This window comes from Thermospira aquatica, assembly GCF_023525255.1.
Classification (GTDB): domain Bacteria; phylum Spirochaetota; class Brevinematia; order Brevinematales; family Thermospiraceae; genus Thermospira; species Thermospira aquatica.
Map to the genome: position 1 here is coordinate 674,831 of NZ_CP073355.1, position 15,718 is coordinate 690,548.

The 15,718-nt window shown below is 40.5% G+C and carries 14 protein-coding genes; all 14 read left to right on the forward strand.

Going from position 1 to position 15,718, the window contains the following annotated elements; genetic code table 11:
• Positions 1-235 precede the first annotated feature (235 nt).
• Complete coding sequence (locus KDW03_RS03260) at positions 236-2,065, forward strand: hypothetical protein (RefSeq protein WP_271435969.1); 1,830 nt, start codon at positions 236-238, stop codon at positions 2,063-2,065.
• A 12-nt stretch (positions 2,066-2,077) separates the two neighbouring features.
• Positions 2,078-3,436, forward strand: a complete 1,359-nt coding sequence (locus KDW03_RS03265) for a flippase (protein WP_271435970.1) — start codon at positions 2,078-2,080, stop codon at positions 3,434-3,436.
• Positions 3,412-4,434: a TDP-N-acetylfucosamine:lipid II N-acetylfucosaminyltransferase gene (locus KDW03_RS03270; RefSeq protein WP_271435971.1), complete on the forward strand. Its 1,023-nt coding sequence runs from the start codon at positions 3,412-3,414 to the stop codon at positions 4,432-4,434. The genes KDW03_RS03265 and KDW03_RS03270 overlap by 25 nt, the downstream gene beginning before the upstream one ends.
• 3 nt (positions 4,435-4,437) lie before the next feature.
• Complete coding sequence (locus tag KDW03_RS03275) at positions 4,438-5,331, forward strand: formyltransferase family protein (protein WP_271435972.1); 894 nt, start codon at positions 4,438-4,440, stop codon at positions 5,329-5,331.
• On the forward strand, positions 5,328-6,488 hold the full coding sequence (gene rffA, locus KDW03_RS03280; protein ID WP_271435973.1) for a dTDP-4-amino-4,6-dideoxygalactose transaminase: 1,161 nt from the start codon (positions 5,328-5,330) through the stop codon (positions 6,486-6,488). Before KDW03_RS03275 ends, rffA begins: the two co-directional genes overlap by 4 nt.
• Entirely contained in the window at positions 6,466-7,155 is a 690-nt protein-coding gene (locus KDW03_RS03285) for a class I SAM-dependent methyltransferase (RefSeq protein WP_271435974.1), read from the forward strand. The genes rffA and KDW03_RS03285 overlap by 23 nt, the downstream gene beginning before the upstream one ends.
• A 180-nt stretch (positions 7,156-7,335) precedes the next feature.
• Positions 7,336-7,500, forward strand: coding sequence for a hypothetical protein (locus KDW03_RS03290; protein ID WP_271435975.1), 165 nt, complete (start codon positions 7,336-7,338; stop codon positions 7,498-7,500).
• Positions 7,501-7,523: 23 nt separating this feature from the next.
• The gene (locus KDW03_RS03295) at positions 7,524-8,756 is read left to right on the forward strand and encodes a glycosyltransferase family 4 protein (protein ID WP_271435976.1); all 1,233 of its coding nucleotides are present in this window, start codon (positions 7,524-7,526) and stop codon (positions 8,754-8,756) included.
• A 38-nt stretch (positions 8,757-8,794) separates the two neighbouring features.
• Positions 8,795-9,901 (forward strand): glycosyltransferase family 4 protein, encoded by a 1,107-nt coding sequence (locus KDW03_RS03300; RefSeq protein ID WP_271435977.1) that lies wholly within the window; start codon positions 8,795-8,797, stop codon positions 9,899-9,901.
• A 22-nt stretch (positions 9,902-9,923) separates the two neighbouring features.
• Positions 9,924-10,850: a glycosyltransferase gene (locus KDW03_RS03305; RefSeq protein WP_408648340.1), complete on the forward strand. Its 927-nt coding sequence runs from the start codon at positions 9,924-9,926 to the stop codon at positions 10,848-10,850.
• Entirely contained in the window at positions 10,847-11,704 is an 858-nt protein-coding gene (locus tag KDW03_RS03310) for a glycosyltransferase family 2 protein (RefSeq protein ID WP_271435979.1), read from the forward strand. The genes KDW03_RS03305 and KDW03_RS03310 overlap by 4 nt, the downstream gene beginning before the upstream one ends.
• A gap of 23 nt (positions 11,705-11,727) precedes the next feature.
• Positions 11,728-13,077, forward strand: a complete 1,350-nt coding sequence (locus tag KDW03_RS03315; protein WP_271435980.1) for a hypothetical protein — start codon at positions 11,728-11,730, stop codon at positions 13,075-13,077.
• Complete coding sequence (locus KDW03_RS03320) at positions 13,074-14,567, forward strand: hypothetical protein (protein WP_271435981.1); 1,494 nt, start codon at positions 13,074-13,076, stop codon at positions 14,565-14,567. The genes KDW03_RS03315 and KDW03_RS03320 overlap by 4 nt, the downstream gene beginning before the upstream one ends.
• Positions 14,568-14,631: 64 nt before the next feature.
• On the forward strand, positions 14,632-15,717 hold the full coding sequence (gene gmd, locus KDW03_RS03325; protein WP_271435982.1) for a GDP-mannose 4,6-dehydratase: 1,086 nt from the start codon (positions 14,632-14,634) through the stop codon (positions 15,715-15,717).
• Position 15,718 lies beyond the last annotated feature (1 nt).

Below are 15,718 nucleotides of genomic sequence, written 5' to 3' on the forward strand. Positions count from 1 at the left end.
TGATTGTACGGAGATTGTTTCTGTACAATGCCGATATTGACATTTTTGTGATGTGGGGGTATAATAAAACAGGAGATTTGAGGCTTCGGAAAAACGGTTTGATGATGTGAATACCATGATGATGTGGTTTGTCGGGGTGTTTTTCACCATCTTTGCGGTGATCATGATATTTTTGTAAGGGAATAACCTCGCTGAAGGGAAGTATTTGTTTGATAACGACATGCTGGAGGGCAGGGTGTTTTTTTTACGGAGTTTTGTGGGGTTGTGGTGGCTTTTGTTTTTGCCGGGATTTGTGGGTATGCTCTGGATCAAGTATCGGGCATCGGTTGTGCATGAGGTTATTGTTGCAGCGGGGTTGAGTCTGGCCATAAACTACATGGTGACGTATGCTTTGTTTGCTTTTTCGATGTTTGCTCCTGGATGGTATGTGGGACTCTTTGGGATGGGTCTAGTGGCTTTGGTGTTTTTTCTTGTGCGAGACATGAGGGAATCTCGAGAGGCAGTGACTCACGATCTCTGGGTGGTATCATCGGGACTGGGTGTGCTTGTTTTTCTCTGGGTTCTCAATCAGTTTGTGGCAAAATCGGGCAGTATTCCATGGGCGGGGGACGATCTCTTTGGATGGAATGGATGGGCTCTGCGGTGGTTTCGGGGCGATCCTGTCTGGAGTCAGCCAAATTTTTATCCCCAGATGCTTCCGATAACCTGGGCGGTGTCGTATCTCTGGAGTGCCACGGAGCGTATCTACTTCTTTGCCCGGAGTATCATGCCGTTTTTCTTTTTTGGTATCCTGGGGATGGGTTGGGATCTCTGGTGGAAAAAACGGGATATCCCTTCACTTGCCGGGATGATGTTTCTTCTTTTGTTGTTTGTGGTGTGGAAGGATTTTCCACGGATGACGATGGGGATTGCAGATATTCCGGCGGCTTTTTTTGCGTTTTCTGCGTTTGTGGTTCTCATCGAGGCACTGGATGATAAAAGCCCTCAGGGGGTGGTTCTTGCCGGGATCCTGGCGACGATGGCATCACTGACGAAACAGTATGGTCTTCTCTATCTCGGGGCTTTTGTGGGGATTGTGGGTGTTTTGGTGTTTGTGAAGGGTTGGTGGAAAGAGACACTGTGGCGGGGGGTGGTACTTTTTGTAGTGGTGTTTGCCGCATTGTGGGCGGGTCTCTGGTATGGTGTGGGTTTTTTCCGGGAGGGATATATTCAACGGAAGGTTGGGGACCTGGTGACACAGGGAGCCTTTGAGGCGTATCAACAATCTCCGGACACGAGGGGGGGATTTTCTCTTACACGAGGGTGGAAAGCCGCTGAAGGAATCCTTACCGCTCATTTTCGTGGCAGGGGAGGAGTTCTTGTTGTGGGTGCGGGATGGGCTTTTTCTCTCGGGCTTTGGCCCTGGCTTCTCTGGGGATGGTTGGTGGTGGTACCGGCTTTTCTTGCCTGGATGCTTTTGATAGCATATGATATTCGCAATGTCTCTATTGGGCTTGTTTTTTTTCTTTTTCTCGCGGGTATAGGTTGGGGAACGATACTTCATTTCGTTTTTCAAAAGGCAAAGGTTGTTTCCCGTTTTTTTGGGCGAGTGAATGAGAGGATAGAGCAGTTTTTGAGAGTGTTTTCTCGCAAGGTGTGGCTTTTACTTTTTGTTCTGGGGATGCTTGTTGTGCTCGTGGGGGTGTGGAGTGGGTGGTATTCGTATGAGAGGCTGGAGACCATCCAGAAAGAGCGGATGAAAAGGTATCTCGGGAACTACCGGGATCTCAATGCCATGGTGTATGATGTCTTGGCGGGCGAAACAAATGTGCCTCTCTATGGGGAGTATGCTTTTTTTGCTTTTTTTCCTGATGTGCTTTATCATAAAATAGATTTCAAGAGACTGGAGAGTGTCCAAGAGGTAGTCCAGAGTGGAGAAAGAGGCTACCTGGTGTGGGTGGCAAACACTCCTCTCTCTCCCGAGGTTTTGGCTTACCTGGAGGCTTCGGAGCGTCGTGGGCGAATAAAGCGGGTAGGTCAGTGTGAGAGCGGGATCATGTGGCAACTCTCCGGCAAAAAGGAGTAAGAAAAGTTTCGTATGCAGCGGATACTGGTATCTCTTCCGGTGATTGGGAGATTTCTTGCGAGTCGTCCCATGCTTCTCAGGATAGTGGAGAACATCGGTTGGTTGTCTATAGATAAATTTGTAAGACTTGTGCTCGCATTTTTTGTGAATGTGTGGATGGTCCGGTATCTTGGACCTACAGGGTATGGGAGTATCAACTACGCTGTAGCGTTTGTGTCTTTTTTTAGCATTTTTGTGAACCTGGGGATGGAGGGGATACTTGTCCGGGAACTGGTAAAGGAGCCGGAGAAGAGGGAAAGCATCCTCGGGACAGCCTTTGTGATGCGACTGATGGGTTCGGGTGTGGGGATACTTCTTGCTCTTCTGGTTTCGTTTGTGGTGAATAGGGATGATACGCAGAGTACGTGGTTTATCTTTCTTCTCTCTATTGGGTTTATCTTTCAGTCTTTTCTGGTGATTGATTTTTACTTTCAGAGTCAGATAAATTCAAAGTATGTTGTCTTTGCCCAGAATATAGCGGTTTTTGTTGCGTCGGGGTTGAGAATCCTTCTTCTCCTGATGAAGGCTCCCGTCGTTTGGTTTGTGGGAGTAATCGTGCTTGAAGGGATAGTTGGGGCGATTTTTTTGGTTTTCTTTTACCTGAAAAATGGGCTTCATGTGAAACACTGGCGTTTTGAAGGAGAAAGGGCGGTACTTCTGCTTAAAAGCTGTTTCCCTCTCATGTTGTCGAGTATAGCCGTCATGATCTATCTGCGGATTGACCAGGTGATGATTCGCAAGATGCTGGGTGTGGCTGAGGTAGGGTTGTATTCTGCGGCGGTAAATCTGAGTGAGGTTTTCTATCTTTTGATACCAGTTATTATGAATTCAGTTTTTCCTGTTTTTATTCAGGCAAAAAAAGAAAGTGAAGAGTCTTATTATAATAAACTTCAACTTAGTTATGCCTTTATGCTTGGGTTAGGACTTGGCATTGCTTTTCTGGTTATCGTATTTTCCCGATATTTTGTTCCTCTGTTATATGGGAAAGAGTATATGGAAAGTATATCTATTTTAAATATTCAAATACTTGCAGTTTCTATTGTTTTTTGGGGAGCGACGTCAAGTAAATGGACAATCATAGAAAATATGCAAAATTTGGTTTTTTCACGAACTCTTATCAGTGCTCTAGCCAATGTTGTTCTCAACTTTTTTCTTATTCCTGTATGGGGAGGCAAGGGGGCAGCATTTGCTACTGTGTGTGCTCAGTTTATCAGCGCGATAGGGGTGAACCTTTTTGATAAGAGAACAAGAAGGATTACTCTTATAATGTTAAAGTCTTTCTTTCTCCTTTTCAACTGGAAAAAATTATGGCTTTTGTGGAGACAGGGATGATAGTGCATGTTATAGTTTTAGATAAGTTTTTGCCATCATTTATAGATTTTGTAAGTAAGCACTTTGACATAACAAAGCATCGATTTATTTTTATAGGTAAACCAGAGTATAAATATGGTCTTACCATAAATCATCCTGTAGAGTGGATAGACAAAAAAACTAAGGTTTTTCGACTCCTTCGCTATATGTATGAAGCAAAAAAAATCATACTTCATGGTTTGTGGGTTGAAAGAATAAACCAACTCTTATTTATACAACCATGGCTTTTAAAAAAGTGCTACTGGGTTATGTGGGGTGGAGATTTTTACTTTCCCGAACAGCAAAGCTGGATAAAGAAGAAAGTGATAAAAAAAATGGGACATTTCATCACATATGTCAAAGGCGATTATGAGCTAACTCAAAAATGGTATAGAGCAAAGGGTGAATATCATGAGTGTTTCATGTATCCCAGTAATCTTTATAAAGAGTATGATGTTAAATCGAAGAAACACACTACTCTAAATATCTTAGTAGGAAATTCGGCAACAGATACAAACAATCATAGAGAGATATTCAATAAACTTGAAAAGTACAAAAATGAAAATATTCAAATTTTTGCACCGCTATCTTATGGAGATGAAAATTATGCCAAGGAAGTAATAGCATATGGTAAGCGTTTATTTGGAGATAAATTTGTACCACTTACCGACTTTATGGCTTTTGAAAAATACATTGAGTTCTTGAGTTCGATAGATATAGCTATTTTTGCCCATAATCGACAGCAGGCAATGGGAACTATTATTACTCTTCTCGGTATGGGGAAAAAGGTTTATATGAGAAAGGATACTACACCATGGGAACTATTCGAAAAGATTGGGGTTAAGGTTTTTGATGTGGAAAATATTAGACTTGAGACGATTGACAAAAATTTGGGTTCCAAAAACAGAAAAAGGATAGAGGAGTATTTTTCAGAGGCAAATTATTTGAAACAATTAAAAAAGTTGTTTGAGGAGGAGTAGTTTATGCATAAGGTAGCTTTTTATTTAATGGGGTCAAAAGGTTTTTATGTATTAAATCATTTTATAAAAAAATTTGGTAGTGGAAATATAGAATATATAATAAGTAGTGAAGACCATAAACTCCAAAAAGATTTCTATAAAGAAATTGAAGCATTAGCGGTTAGTGAAGGAATACCTTTTTTCCATAGAACTGAAAAAGAAAAAATCGAATTGCTTGAGATGAATTTTAAAGGATATAAGTTTGCAATAGGGTGGAAGTGGCTTATTAAAAATGAAAAAAATCTTATTGTGTTGCATGATTCATTATTACCCAGATATAGAGGTTTTGCTCCGTTAGTCAACTGTTTAATAAATGGAGAAACTAGAATAGGTGTATCAGCGATTTATGCAGCCAAAGATTATGATAAAGGGGATATAATCATGCAGGTAGATACAATAATAAATTATCCAATAAAAATAATTGAGGCTATAAGGTTAATTGAACCCCTTTATTTTGATTTAGTAGAGAAAATTTATCAAAAAATATGTAATGAAGAAGAAATAAAGACTGTAAAGCAATACGATGCAGACGCTACGTATAGCATGTGGTTGGATGAAGAAGACTATTTTATAGACTGGTCGTGGGTTTCAAATAAAATTAAAAGATTCGTTGATGCGACTGGTTTTCCCTATGACAATGCAAAGGCTTATCTTAATAATCAAGTAGTGAAAATTATCGAAGCGGAAGTCGTAGAGGATGTAGTTGTAGAACACAGGGAAAGACATATTGGGAAAGTTATATTTATTGCTGATGATAAACCAGTAGTAATTTGTGGGAAGGGTTTAATAAAATTAATTGAAATTAGAGATTTGGTCGGAAATCTTATAAGAGTAAACATGAGGAGCAGATTTAAATGATAAAATATAAAATTCCCTTTAACAAACCTCCCTACACCGGTAACGAAGATAAATATGTCATTCAAGCAATGAAAAGCGATAAAATATCAGGCGATGGAGAATTTGGCAGAAAATGTGAAAGATGGTTTGAAGAAAAACTGAATTGTAAGAGAGCATTACTTACCCCATCCTGTACCCATGCGCTGGAAATGTGCGCTATGCTTATTGATATACAACCCGGTGATGAGGTTATTATGCCCTCTTATACTTTTGTCTCTACTGCGAATGCTTTTGCTTTGCGGGGTGCCAGCATCGTTTTTGTTGATATCCGTCCCGATACGATGAATATTGATGAGACTTTAATAGAGCAGGCTATTACAAAAAAAACAAAGGCCATTGTTGTCGTGCATTATGCAGGTGTATCATGCGAGATGGATACTATTGTAGATATTGCAAATCGTTATAATCTGTATGTTATTGAAGACGCGGCTCAAGGTATGATGAGTAGCTATAAAGGCAAGCCACTGGGGACAATTGGTCATCTGGGGGCATATAGCTTTCATGAAACAAAAAACTATACAAGTGGAGGAGAAGGTGGACTTTTAATTATCAATGATGAGCGATTTGTTGAGAGAGCCGAAATCATACGTGAAAAAGGAACTAATAGGAGTCAATTTTTCCGTGGCATGGTAGATAAGTATACATGGGTTGATATAGGGAGCAGTTATCTTATGAATGAGATCAGTGCAGCTTATTTGTGGGGAAATCTCGAAATGGCAGAAGATATACTCAAAGATAGACTGAATACCTGGGAAAGTTATTACGATGGACTAAAAGAAATAGAAACGAGTGGATACGTGGAGCTTCCTAAAATACCAAAAGGATGCAAACACAATGCTCACATGTTTTACATGAAAGTAAAAAACCTTGAGGAAAGGACTGCTCTGTTAGAACATTTAAAAAAATATGGTATCTGGGCAGTATTTCATTATGTCCCACTACACTCTGCACCTGGAGGGAAAAGATATGGGAGGTTTTTTGGAGAAGATAGATACACCACAAAAGAAAGCGAACGATTGATAAGATTGCCCATGTATTATGGGATGACTAAGCAAGAAACCGCAAAAGTAATACAAACAATAAAGGGATATTATAATGAAACCAAGTCAATATCATAGCAATAGACAACCCTATAACTGGTTGGTTTACAATATCGGGGACAAATTCTTAGAAAAGTATTCCAAGCTTTATAAAGGTATCCTTGTTGATCTGGGATGTGGGGAAGCCCCATATAAAGCCTACTTCTTGCAGTATGCAGATAAATACATAGGTGTTGACTGGTCAAAAACACTGCATAACTCAGCGGCAGATATTGAATCAGATCTCAATAAAAAAATAAATCTACCGGACGAATATGCAGATACTATTATCTCTCTCTCCGTGATGGAACATTTATGTGAGCCTCAAGTTTTTCTTAACGAAAGCTACAGAATACTCAAAAAAGGGGAGTATATGGTATTGCAGGTCCCTTGGCAATGGTGGATCCATGAAGCCCCTTATGATTATTTTCGATATACGCCTTATGGGCTCAGATATCTCTTTGAAAAAGCTGGATTTAAAATACTTTCTATAGAACCTACAGGAGTTTTTTTTACTACTTTATTTTTGAAGTTTAACTACTTTACGCTGCGATTTACCAGAATAAGATTTATAGGTGTTTTTTTAAAGCTTTTACTTATACCCATATGGACACTTCTTCAAGTGGTAGCTCCTTTGATGGATAAGCTGGATAGACAACCTATTCTGGAAGCACCGGGGTATTTTGTGGTTGCTAGAAAAGAATAGGCAGTTATATTTTCCCCCTAAAACTTTTTCCCAACTTCACAAAGGCTATCTTTTTTGATATGGAAATAAACAATAAGAATTATGAAGATTGTTGGGTAATGAGAGGTGGTTTATTGTTTGATTTTTTAATCTTTTTTCTTTATACTATGATAGATTTATAAGGAAAATTGGAGGTTTTTTGTGGCTTATGCCCCTATAGTTCTTTTTGTGTATAAGCGACTCTGGCATACGCAGCAGGTGGTGGAGGCGCTTCTTCGAAATCCTGAGGCTAAAGAGAGTGATTTACTGATTTACAGTAAAGGGCCAAAAGTTGCAGCAAAAAAATACCAAAAAAAGAGAATCTAGTCTTATTTGGAAAAGTTTTGTATATGAAAATCTTACATATAGTAGCAGGGAACTTAAACGGTGGGGCAGCTCGTGGTGCTTATTGGCTTCATTGTGGTTTAAGAAAAATAGGTGTGGAGAGTAAGATTTTAACAAATGGTATTAACACCTTTGAAGATAATTCAGTAACCACCATCCTAAAGTCCAAAATAGATAAAGCTTTTAACTTAATGCGCGGGGAGTTTGATAATCTGATTGTGCTTTTGTATCCGAAACGAAAGAAAGTCATTTTTAGTACGGGGCTCTTCGGGATTGATTTTACTAAGACAAGAGAATATAGAGAAGCTGATATTATCCATTTGCATTGGATAAATGCTGGTTTTGTGAATATAAAGCATCTTTCAAAAATCAATAAACCAATAGTATGGACCATGAGAGATATGTGGCCGTTTACAGGAGGGTGCCACTACTCTATGGAATGTGAAAACTACAAGAGAGGTTGTGGTTTTTGTGTGCAATTACAAAGTAATAAAAAGTATGATTTATCAAGATTGGTACTCTATCGTAAGAAAAAGTATCTTCCTAAAGATATGAAGGTGGTTGGTATCAGCAGTTGGCTCAGTGAAAAAGCAAAAGAGAGTGATGTATTTCGTAACTTTGAGATACACACCATACCTAATGCTATTGATACAAAAGAATTTTTCCCCATAGAAAAAAAGGTTGCAAGAGAGATTTTAGGAATCAAAACAAGAAAAAAAATTATACTCGTTGGTGCGACGAATGTGAATGATTTTTATAAGGGATTTGGAAGATATTTTGATGCCCTCAAGATGTTAGAAAAAAACAAATATTTTTTGTGTTTTTTTGGTATTTTAGAGGAAAAGTTAATCACCGACTTAGGATTTGAGTACAAGAGTTTCGGGTATCTTCATGATAACATCTCTTTAAGGCTTGTTTATAGTAGCGCTGATGTTTTCGTGGCACCAAGTATGATGGAGGCTTTTGGAAAAACATTGACGGAAGCGATGTCCTGCGGAACGCCTGTGGTTTGTTTTGATGCTACGGGTCCAAAAGATATTGTAACCCACCAGCTAGATGGGTATAGAGCAATTCCTTTTGATCCTTCTGACCTGGCAAAAGGCATAGCATGGGTGATACACCACCCTGAGTATGAGAAACTCTGCCAGAACGCACGAGAAAAGGTGGTACGGGAGTTTGACAGTGAGGTAGTAGCACAGAAATATGTAGAATTGTATAAAAGGATTTTACATGGGTAGTATGTTGCTGATGTTCTTGTTCCTGGTAGGTGGCAGAAATGACAGTACTTTTTGATCATCAGGTATTTTCGCTTCAGAGGTTTGGTGGAATATCGAGGTATTTTTATGAGCTCATGAGGCATTTTTCTCACATGTCTGATATGGATTTTGAGCTACCTCTTGCCGTGACCTCGAATGTGTATATGCGTTCTCTTTTTCCAGAAAAATACAGGGAATATCCGGCAAGGGGGAAAAAATTTGTCGGGATATTTCAGTTTGCTATCAATAGCTTGTATACTCTTCGAGAGAGAAAAAAACATACGTATGATGTATTTCATCCCACCTACTATTTTCCTTATTTTCATGATTGGGGGAAGCCTCTTGTTGTAACCATTCACGACATGATCCCGGAGAGATTTCCAGGGGATTTTAGGGGGTTGGTAGTCACCAGAGAGTGGAAGAGGATCTTTGCTCACAGGGCTGACAAAATTATAGCCGTTTCAGAAAATACCAAGAAAGATATTGTGGAACTCTACGGGATAAAAGAAGAAAAAATAGTTGTCATCCATCATGGGATTTCTTTTTCTCCGGAAATAATGGAAAGAGCTCATTTTACCAAGCCAGTTTTTCAAAGATACGTTCTATTCGTGGGAGTGAGAAGGGGATACAAAAACTTTGAACGGATGGTCAAGGCTTTAGCTCCCCTGATAAAAAAAGATCTCATTGATGGGTTGGTGTGTGTTGGTGGTGGCAGTTTTGAAAAAGATGAAGAGCAACTTTTTAGTGAATTGGGGCTTGAAAAAGCCGTGGTAAGGTATGATGTTTCAGATGAGGAATTGGCTTTTTTATACAAAAATGCTGCGGTTTTTGTTTTTCCTTCCCTCTATGAAGGGTTTGGGTTTCCTCTTCTAGAGGCTTTTGCCAGTGAATGTCCTGTGTGCTGCAGTTTATGTAGCTCTTTTCCAGAGGTAGCAGGAGAGGCAGCATATTACTTTGACCCGTATAGTGAGGAGTCCATGAGAGAGAGTGTGGAAAAGGTTCTTGGTTCACCTGCCCTTCGGCAACAACTTATCAATAAGGGCAAAGAACGACTCAAACTCTTTTCGTGGGAAAAAACAGCACAATACACCAAAAAAGTTTATGAAGAGATTCTCGGGAAGGTTTAAGGAAATAAAGAGGGAGGTCACAATGGCATTAGCACCTATCGTTCTCTTTGTGTACAAGCGACTCTGGCACACCCAACAGGTAGTGGAGGCACTTCTTCGAAATCCTGAAGCTAAGGAGACGGATTTATTTATTTACAGTGATGGGCCTAAGGCTGGAGCAGAGGAAGAGGTGCAAAAACTCCGGGAATACCTGCGAAGTATTCGTGGGTTTAAAAGCATCAACATTGTGGAGAGAGAAACAAATTGGGGACTTGCAAAAAATATCATTGATGGGGTTACTAATGTAGTTAATAAATATAGTAAAGTTATCGTGATAGAGGATGATATAGTAGTATCGCCCGGGTTTCTTCGTTATATGAATGAAGCGCTCCAGCTCTATGAGAATAGTGAAAAGGTTGCTGGTATAGCTGGGTATATGTATCCCATCAAGAAGTGGCAGGATCTCCCTAAAACCTTTTTTTTAAGAAAGATGGACTGTTGGGGATGGGGAACATGGAAAAGGGCGTGGGAGCTTTACCATCCTGATGCAGGCTCTCTGTATGCCGAGTTAATGAAAAGAAAAGATAAAAAAAGGTTTGATTGGGGGTCGTTTTTCCCCTATTATTCGCGGATGTTAGTTCATCAAAAAGAAGGTAAAATATCCACATGGGATATCCAGTGGTATGCAACCGTTTTTTTGCATGATATGTTTTTCCTCTATCCGAGGCAATCTCTGGTGCAAAATATTGGGTTTGATGAAAGTGGCACGCATACTTTTGGTGTAGGAAAGGTTTTTCATCATAGAGAATTACCGCTTTCTCTTGAGGTGGTAAAACACGAGGTGATAGAGGAGCATCCCCTGGCAAGAAAAAGGGTGACGCAGTTTCTTCGCTGGATTTATCTGAGATTGCTATTGAATATGCCTCTCTCTCTCATCGTGAAGAGATTATGGTGGAGGTTTTTTAAATGATGGAGAAGTCTTTAGAAGGGAAAAACGTCTGGAAAGAGAGAAAGGTATATATTCTTCTCCCTGTCCATAATCGAAAAAAGATAACAGAAGAATTTATTAAAAATCTTCTTCATCAAACCTTTAAGAATTTTGTTTTGCTTCTTATTGATGATGGTTCAACGGATGGTACAAGTGAGATGGTGCTTTCGTATCTTCCAGACGCGGTTATCATTCGAGGAAAGGGAAATTGGTGGTGGGGTGGAGCCCTTCATCAGGGGTATAAGTGGATAAAACGAAATGTTCACAATGGTGATGATTTTGTATTGATGGTGAATGATGATGTTTCTTTTAATAATGATTTTCTTGAGAGAGCTCTTTTATATTTGGATCATCATCCGGATACCTTGCTCCTTGCGCAGGGGAAAAGTATGCAAACAGGGGAGTTCATCGATACAGGGACCAAAGTGGATTGGAAAAATTTCTCTTTTAGAAATGCAGGAGAAGATGAGGAGATTGATTGTCTGGCCACGAGAGGATTGTTTTTTAGGGTAAAGGATTTTATAAAAATAGGAGGGTTTCACCCGATATTGCTTCCTCATTACCTTTCTGATTATGAGTTTACGATCAGGGCAAAGAGAAAAGGATTGTCACTTAAAACGACGTCAGATGTTTTTTTGTGGGTCAATGAAGCTACTACAGGTTATCATGAAGTTAAGGATATGAAAAAGGTTTTTTCTAAAAAATCTTCCATCAATCCTTTTTATTTGACCATGTTTATCATACTCTCCTGTCCGTGGAAGTATAAACTCTCTGCTTTCTGGAATGGAGTGGTCAAGAAGAGCTGGTATTATCTTTTTGGTAGGTCTATAAAATAGATTGAAATATAAGGAGAAAAGCTATGAGTCTTTTTTCTAAACCTTTGAGAGGTGTTTTTTCTTTTTTAAAAAATTCTTTTCAGCCATTCTTGCATGAATCCCTTGTGCCATGGAAGGGCTTGAGCAGGGCTTCTCTGGTTTTTTTTCTCCTTGTAGGTTTTTATTTTGTGTCGGTGAGACTTTTTTTGATCATTCTTCCTCAAAGACCACTTCTCAACTCTCTTATTATCGAAAGCGAGGAAGCGCTTCCTTCTCTTCAGATCATCTATCAGGTGAGGGAAGGAGAAACTCTCGAACTCCCACCAGCTGTTCATAAAACAAAAAAAGGCTATAGGTATGAAGCCCTTTTTAACTGGTTTTCCGGGGAAAAGGGGGAGGGATTTTTTATTGGTGGATTTGCTGAAAATCAGCACGTGAGGCTCTTTTTCGGGAAAAAATACGGGCTGTTTCCACAAGCCTTCAAACTCATGCCAGTATCTTTTGAATCTTTCGGGGAAAAGATATTTGTGCCTGCAGAAGGGAGAGAAAAGTTTCTCAAGCAGATGGTGAATCTTTTTCGTGTTTTGCTTGATATAGTACTTGTTATTCTGTTTTTTCTTCTTGCCAGAAGGGATGGGGATAAAATTTTTGTGCTTATAGTGGGAGTTTTCCTCTTTTGTAGTGATGCCTTATTCAGGATATTTTTTGCTTCTCCGAGGATGTGGTGGGCGATGGGACTCATGTACGCTGCATCTCTTCTGGATGGGGGAATAGCCCTTGTGATTCTTGGATGGCTCTACCAGAAGATGAAACATGGTGGGTTTTCAGTTTTCCAGAGGATATTTGCCGGGATAGCTCTTTCTCTCTTTCTTCTGGGGAGTAATGCATTTTCTTTTCGCTATGGGGTACGATATCTTGTTTTTGATGGAGATTGGGCATGGAGAGGTCTTGGGCTTTCGCAGCGAGCACGATGGGAATTGGCATACAGCTACTATGGGACACTTTATCCCTATATGGAATTTGTGCGTGCCGTGGTTGCTGAAAATGAAGGGTTTGGATTTATCGGTCTAACGGCAATGTACGGGAACAAAAGTCTCTGGAGGCGATTTGTTTATCCAAGAACGGCTCATATTTTGCCAAAGGATATTTCGGATGAAGCAGCATTTCTCTCCTATTGTAAAAAAACTGGTATTCGCTATGTGGGGGTTTTGAAAAAAGGTATGGACTACTATGACCCCTCCAAGGTATGGCCACTTTTCTCTGTAAAAGCCAGGGGGGTATGGCTCTACGATAGGGAGACAAAAAAAATTTCTTTTCAGGGAGGAAATTATTATCCAGAAAGGGTGATGAATACCAATGTCTGGGCTATTATTGAACTGGAGGAAAAGTTATGAAGATGTTTGTCATGATAGGGGGAATTTTGATTTTCTTTATTAATGGTTTTTTGTTACTTTCCTTGCTTAAGAAGAGCATGGGTATTCTGGAAAGGGTGTTTTTTGGGTTTTTACTTTACAGTTCTTTGTTTACGTTTTCTTTCTTCGCCTTAAACCTCTACGGAAAGATCCCCTACACCTTACTTTCTGGCTGGATACTGCATGGGACTTTTTTTCTTTTTTTAAGCGTGGTTTTTTTGTGGAAAATTCTGGTGAAAAAAGAAAACATTGTCTCCATCCTCCAGCCTAGTGGTGGAGAGTTTATGTTCACCTGGTGGGAAGTAGTTGCGGGAATTCTTGTTCTTTTCTTTCTTTTTATTCCGATTTTGAAAGGTTTTCTCTACCCTATTAATGCCTGGGATTCGGTTGTTTTGTATGATTTTTATGGATATGCTTTTGCTCAGGAAGGGAACATGAAAAGCACCCTCGTCTACGGATATTTTGCAATGTACCCGTTTTATGTTCATCTTATGCATACATGGGCCTATCTTTTGGGTTTTTCTACGCCACTGTTTATGCATGGTTTTATGTATATGGCTTTTGTGATCGGGCTTTTTGGCTATTTTGCTCAAAGGGATCCCCGATGGTTAAAGTGGGTTGTGGTTTCCTCTGTTTTAGCTGGCTCTCTGTATAGTCACGCGGCCATGGGTTACAACAATCTTGCTCCAACCGTTTTTCTTACCCTGGCGTTTCTCATGGCGTATCGCTGGTGGGAGGAAAAAGATTATGGATTTTTGTGGCTTTCTGCCTTCTTCGGGGCGGCAAATTTGTGGTGCAGGCATGCTGAACCCTGGTATCTCTCTCTTGTTGTTGCCTATTTTGCAGGGATTTTCATTGTAAAGACGAAATCTCTCTGGCATAGGATGGTGGTATTTGTTCTGATTTGTGGGGCGCTTCTTTTTCCAAAAGTGATATGGGAGACATCTCTTTCTCGATGGAAAGCTCTTGTTGGAGAGGAAAAGGTGGTTTTGACTGGAGATGTTTCTTTGCAGCCGGGGGAAAAATCCTCTTTTTCTACTCGTGATGTCGTGTTCTCTCGTGTGGTTTCTGCTATTGGTGGAATTTTTTCTTATCTTCAGTATGTAACCCCTTCGCGTATCAAACGCTATTTGCCGGTGGCTGTTTCTTTTGTGTGGGGAACGGTGGTGATGAGTAGATGGGTGTATATGCTTTTGTGGGTGATGATGTTTGGATTTATGGTTAATCATCAGAGACTTCGACAAAAGGTGGCGTTGTGGCTTGTGGGAGGACTGTTTTTGTGGAATCTTGGGGTTATCTTTGCGGGGACCTACGTGTTTATTCAGACTTTTAGGGATTGGAACATTGGAGATTCTGCGTACAGGATGAGTCTTTTTCTGGAAACGCTCTCTGTGCTTTTTGGTGCCCTGGTTCTGCAGGGTTTTTTGAAAGATGAGAAGATTCGTCCTTTATCTGAAGACAGTTTTTCCTGAAAAAAGTTGAATTTCTTTGAAAAAAACCTTAAACTACTTATAGTTATAAGAAGGGGTTATAGAGATGAAACGAGCACTTATTACCGGTATCACCGGACAGGATGGGGCATATCTGGCAGAGTTTCTCCTCAGCAAGGGGTATGAAGTCCATGGTATCAAAAGGCGAAGCTCTCTGTTTAATACACACCGTATTGATCATCTTTATCAGGATCCGCATGAAGAGAAGAGAAACTTTATCCTGCATTATGGGGATATGACGGATTCAACCAATTTGATTCGTATTATTCAGGATGTTCAACCTGATGAGATCTACAATCTGGCAGCTCAGTCGCATGTTCAGGTTTCCTTTGAGACGCCGGAGTATACCGCCAATGCGGATGCTTTGGGGACTCTTCGGATCCTTGAGGCTATCCGTATCCTCAAGCTGGAGAAAAAAAACCGTTTCTATCAGGCATCAACCTCTGAGTTGTATGGAAAGGTTCAGGCTGTTCCTCAGAATGAGAAAACACCTTTTTATCCCCGGAGCCCCTATGCGGTGGCCAAGCTTTATGGCTACTGGATTACCGTGAACTATCGAGAGGCGTATGGGATCTATGGGTGTAACGGGATCCTCTTTAATCATGAGAGCCCCTTGCGGGGGGAAACCTTTGTGACCCGTAAGATTACCCGGGCAGTGTGTCGTATCAAGCTGGGACTGCAGAAAAAACTTTACCTCGGGAATCTCAATGCAAAAAGAGACTGGGGACATGCCAGGGATTATGTGGAGGGGATGTGGCTTATCCTTCAGCAGGATCAGCCCGATGATTATGTCCTGGCAACAGGGGAAACCCATGAGATTCGAGAGTTCGTCACCATGGCTTTTGCCGAGGTAGGTATCCCCATTCGCTGGAAGGGCGAGGGGGTGGATGAAAAGGGGTATCATGCCGAGACAGGCGAGGTGTTGGTTGAGGTAGACCCACGATATTTTCGGCCTACTGAGGTGGATCTCCTGCTTGGGGATGCCACCAAAGCCAGAGAAAAACTTGGATGGAAGCCCAAACACACCCTTCAGGATCTTGTCAAAGAGATGATTGCTTCTGATATGGAGGAGGCAAAAAGAGACCATCTCCTGAAAACCGAAGGGTACAAGACCTATCGTTTCCAGGAGTAAC

Coding starts and splice junctions, on each gene's coding strand:
- KDW03_RS03320 (WP_271435981.1), top strand. CDS start 13,074: ATGAAGATGTTTGTCATGATAGGGGGAATTTTGATTTTCTTTATTAAT.
- KDW03_RS03310 (WP_271435979.1), top strand. CDS start 10,847: ATGATGGAGAAGTCTTTAGAAGGGAAAAACGTCTGGAAAGAGAGAAAG.
- KDW03_RS03270 (WP_271435971.1), top strand. CDS start 3,412: ATGGCTTTTGTGGAGACAGGGATGATAGTGCATGTTATAGTTTTAGAT.
- KDW03_RS03315 (WP_271435980.1), top strand. CDS start 11,728: ATGAGTCTTTTTTCTAAACCTTTGAGAGGTGTTTTTTCTTTTTTAAAA.
- gmd (WP_271435982.1), top strand. CDS start 14,632: ATGAAACGAGCACTTATTACCGGTATCACCGGACAGGATGGGGCATAT.
- KDW03_RS03285 (WP_271435974.1), top strand. CDS start 6,466: ATGAAACCAAGTCAATATCATAGCAATAGACAACCCTATAACTGGTTG.
- KDW03_RS03265 (WP_271435970.1), top strand. CDS start 2,078: ATGCAGCGGATACTGGTATCTCTTCCGGTGATTGGGAGATTTCTTGCG.
- KDW03_RS03305 (WP_408648340.1), top strand. CDS start 9,924: ATGGCATTAGCACCTATCGTTCTCTTTGTGTACAAGCGACTCTGGCAC.
- KDW03_RS03295 (WP_271435976.1), top strand. CDS start 7,524: ATGAAAATCTTACATATAGTAGCAGGGAACTTAAACGGTGGGGCAGCT.
- rffA (WP_271435973.1), top strand. CDS start 5,328: ATGATAAAATATAAAATTCCCTTTAACAAACCTCCCTACACCGGTAAC.
- KDW03_RS03275 (WP_271435972.1), top strand. CDS start 4,438: ATGCATAAGGTAGCTTTTTATTTAATGGGGTCAAAAGGTTTTTATGTA.
- KDW03_RS03300 (WP_271435977.1), top strand. CDS start 8,795: ATGACAGTACTTTTTGATCATCAGGTATTTTCGCTTCAGAGGTTTGGT.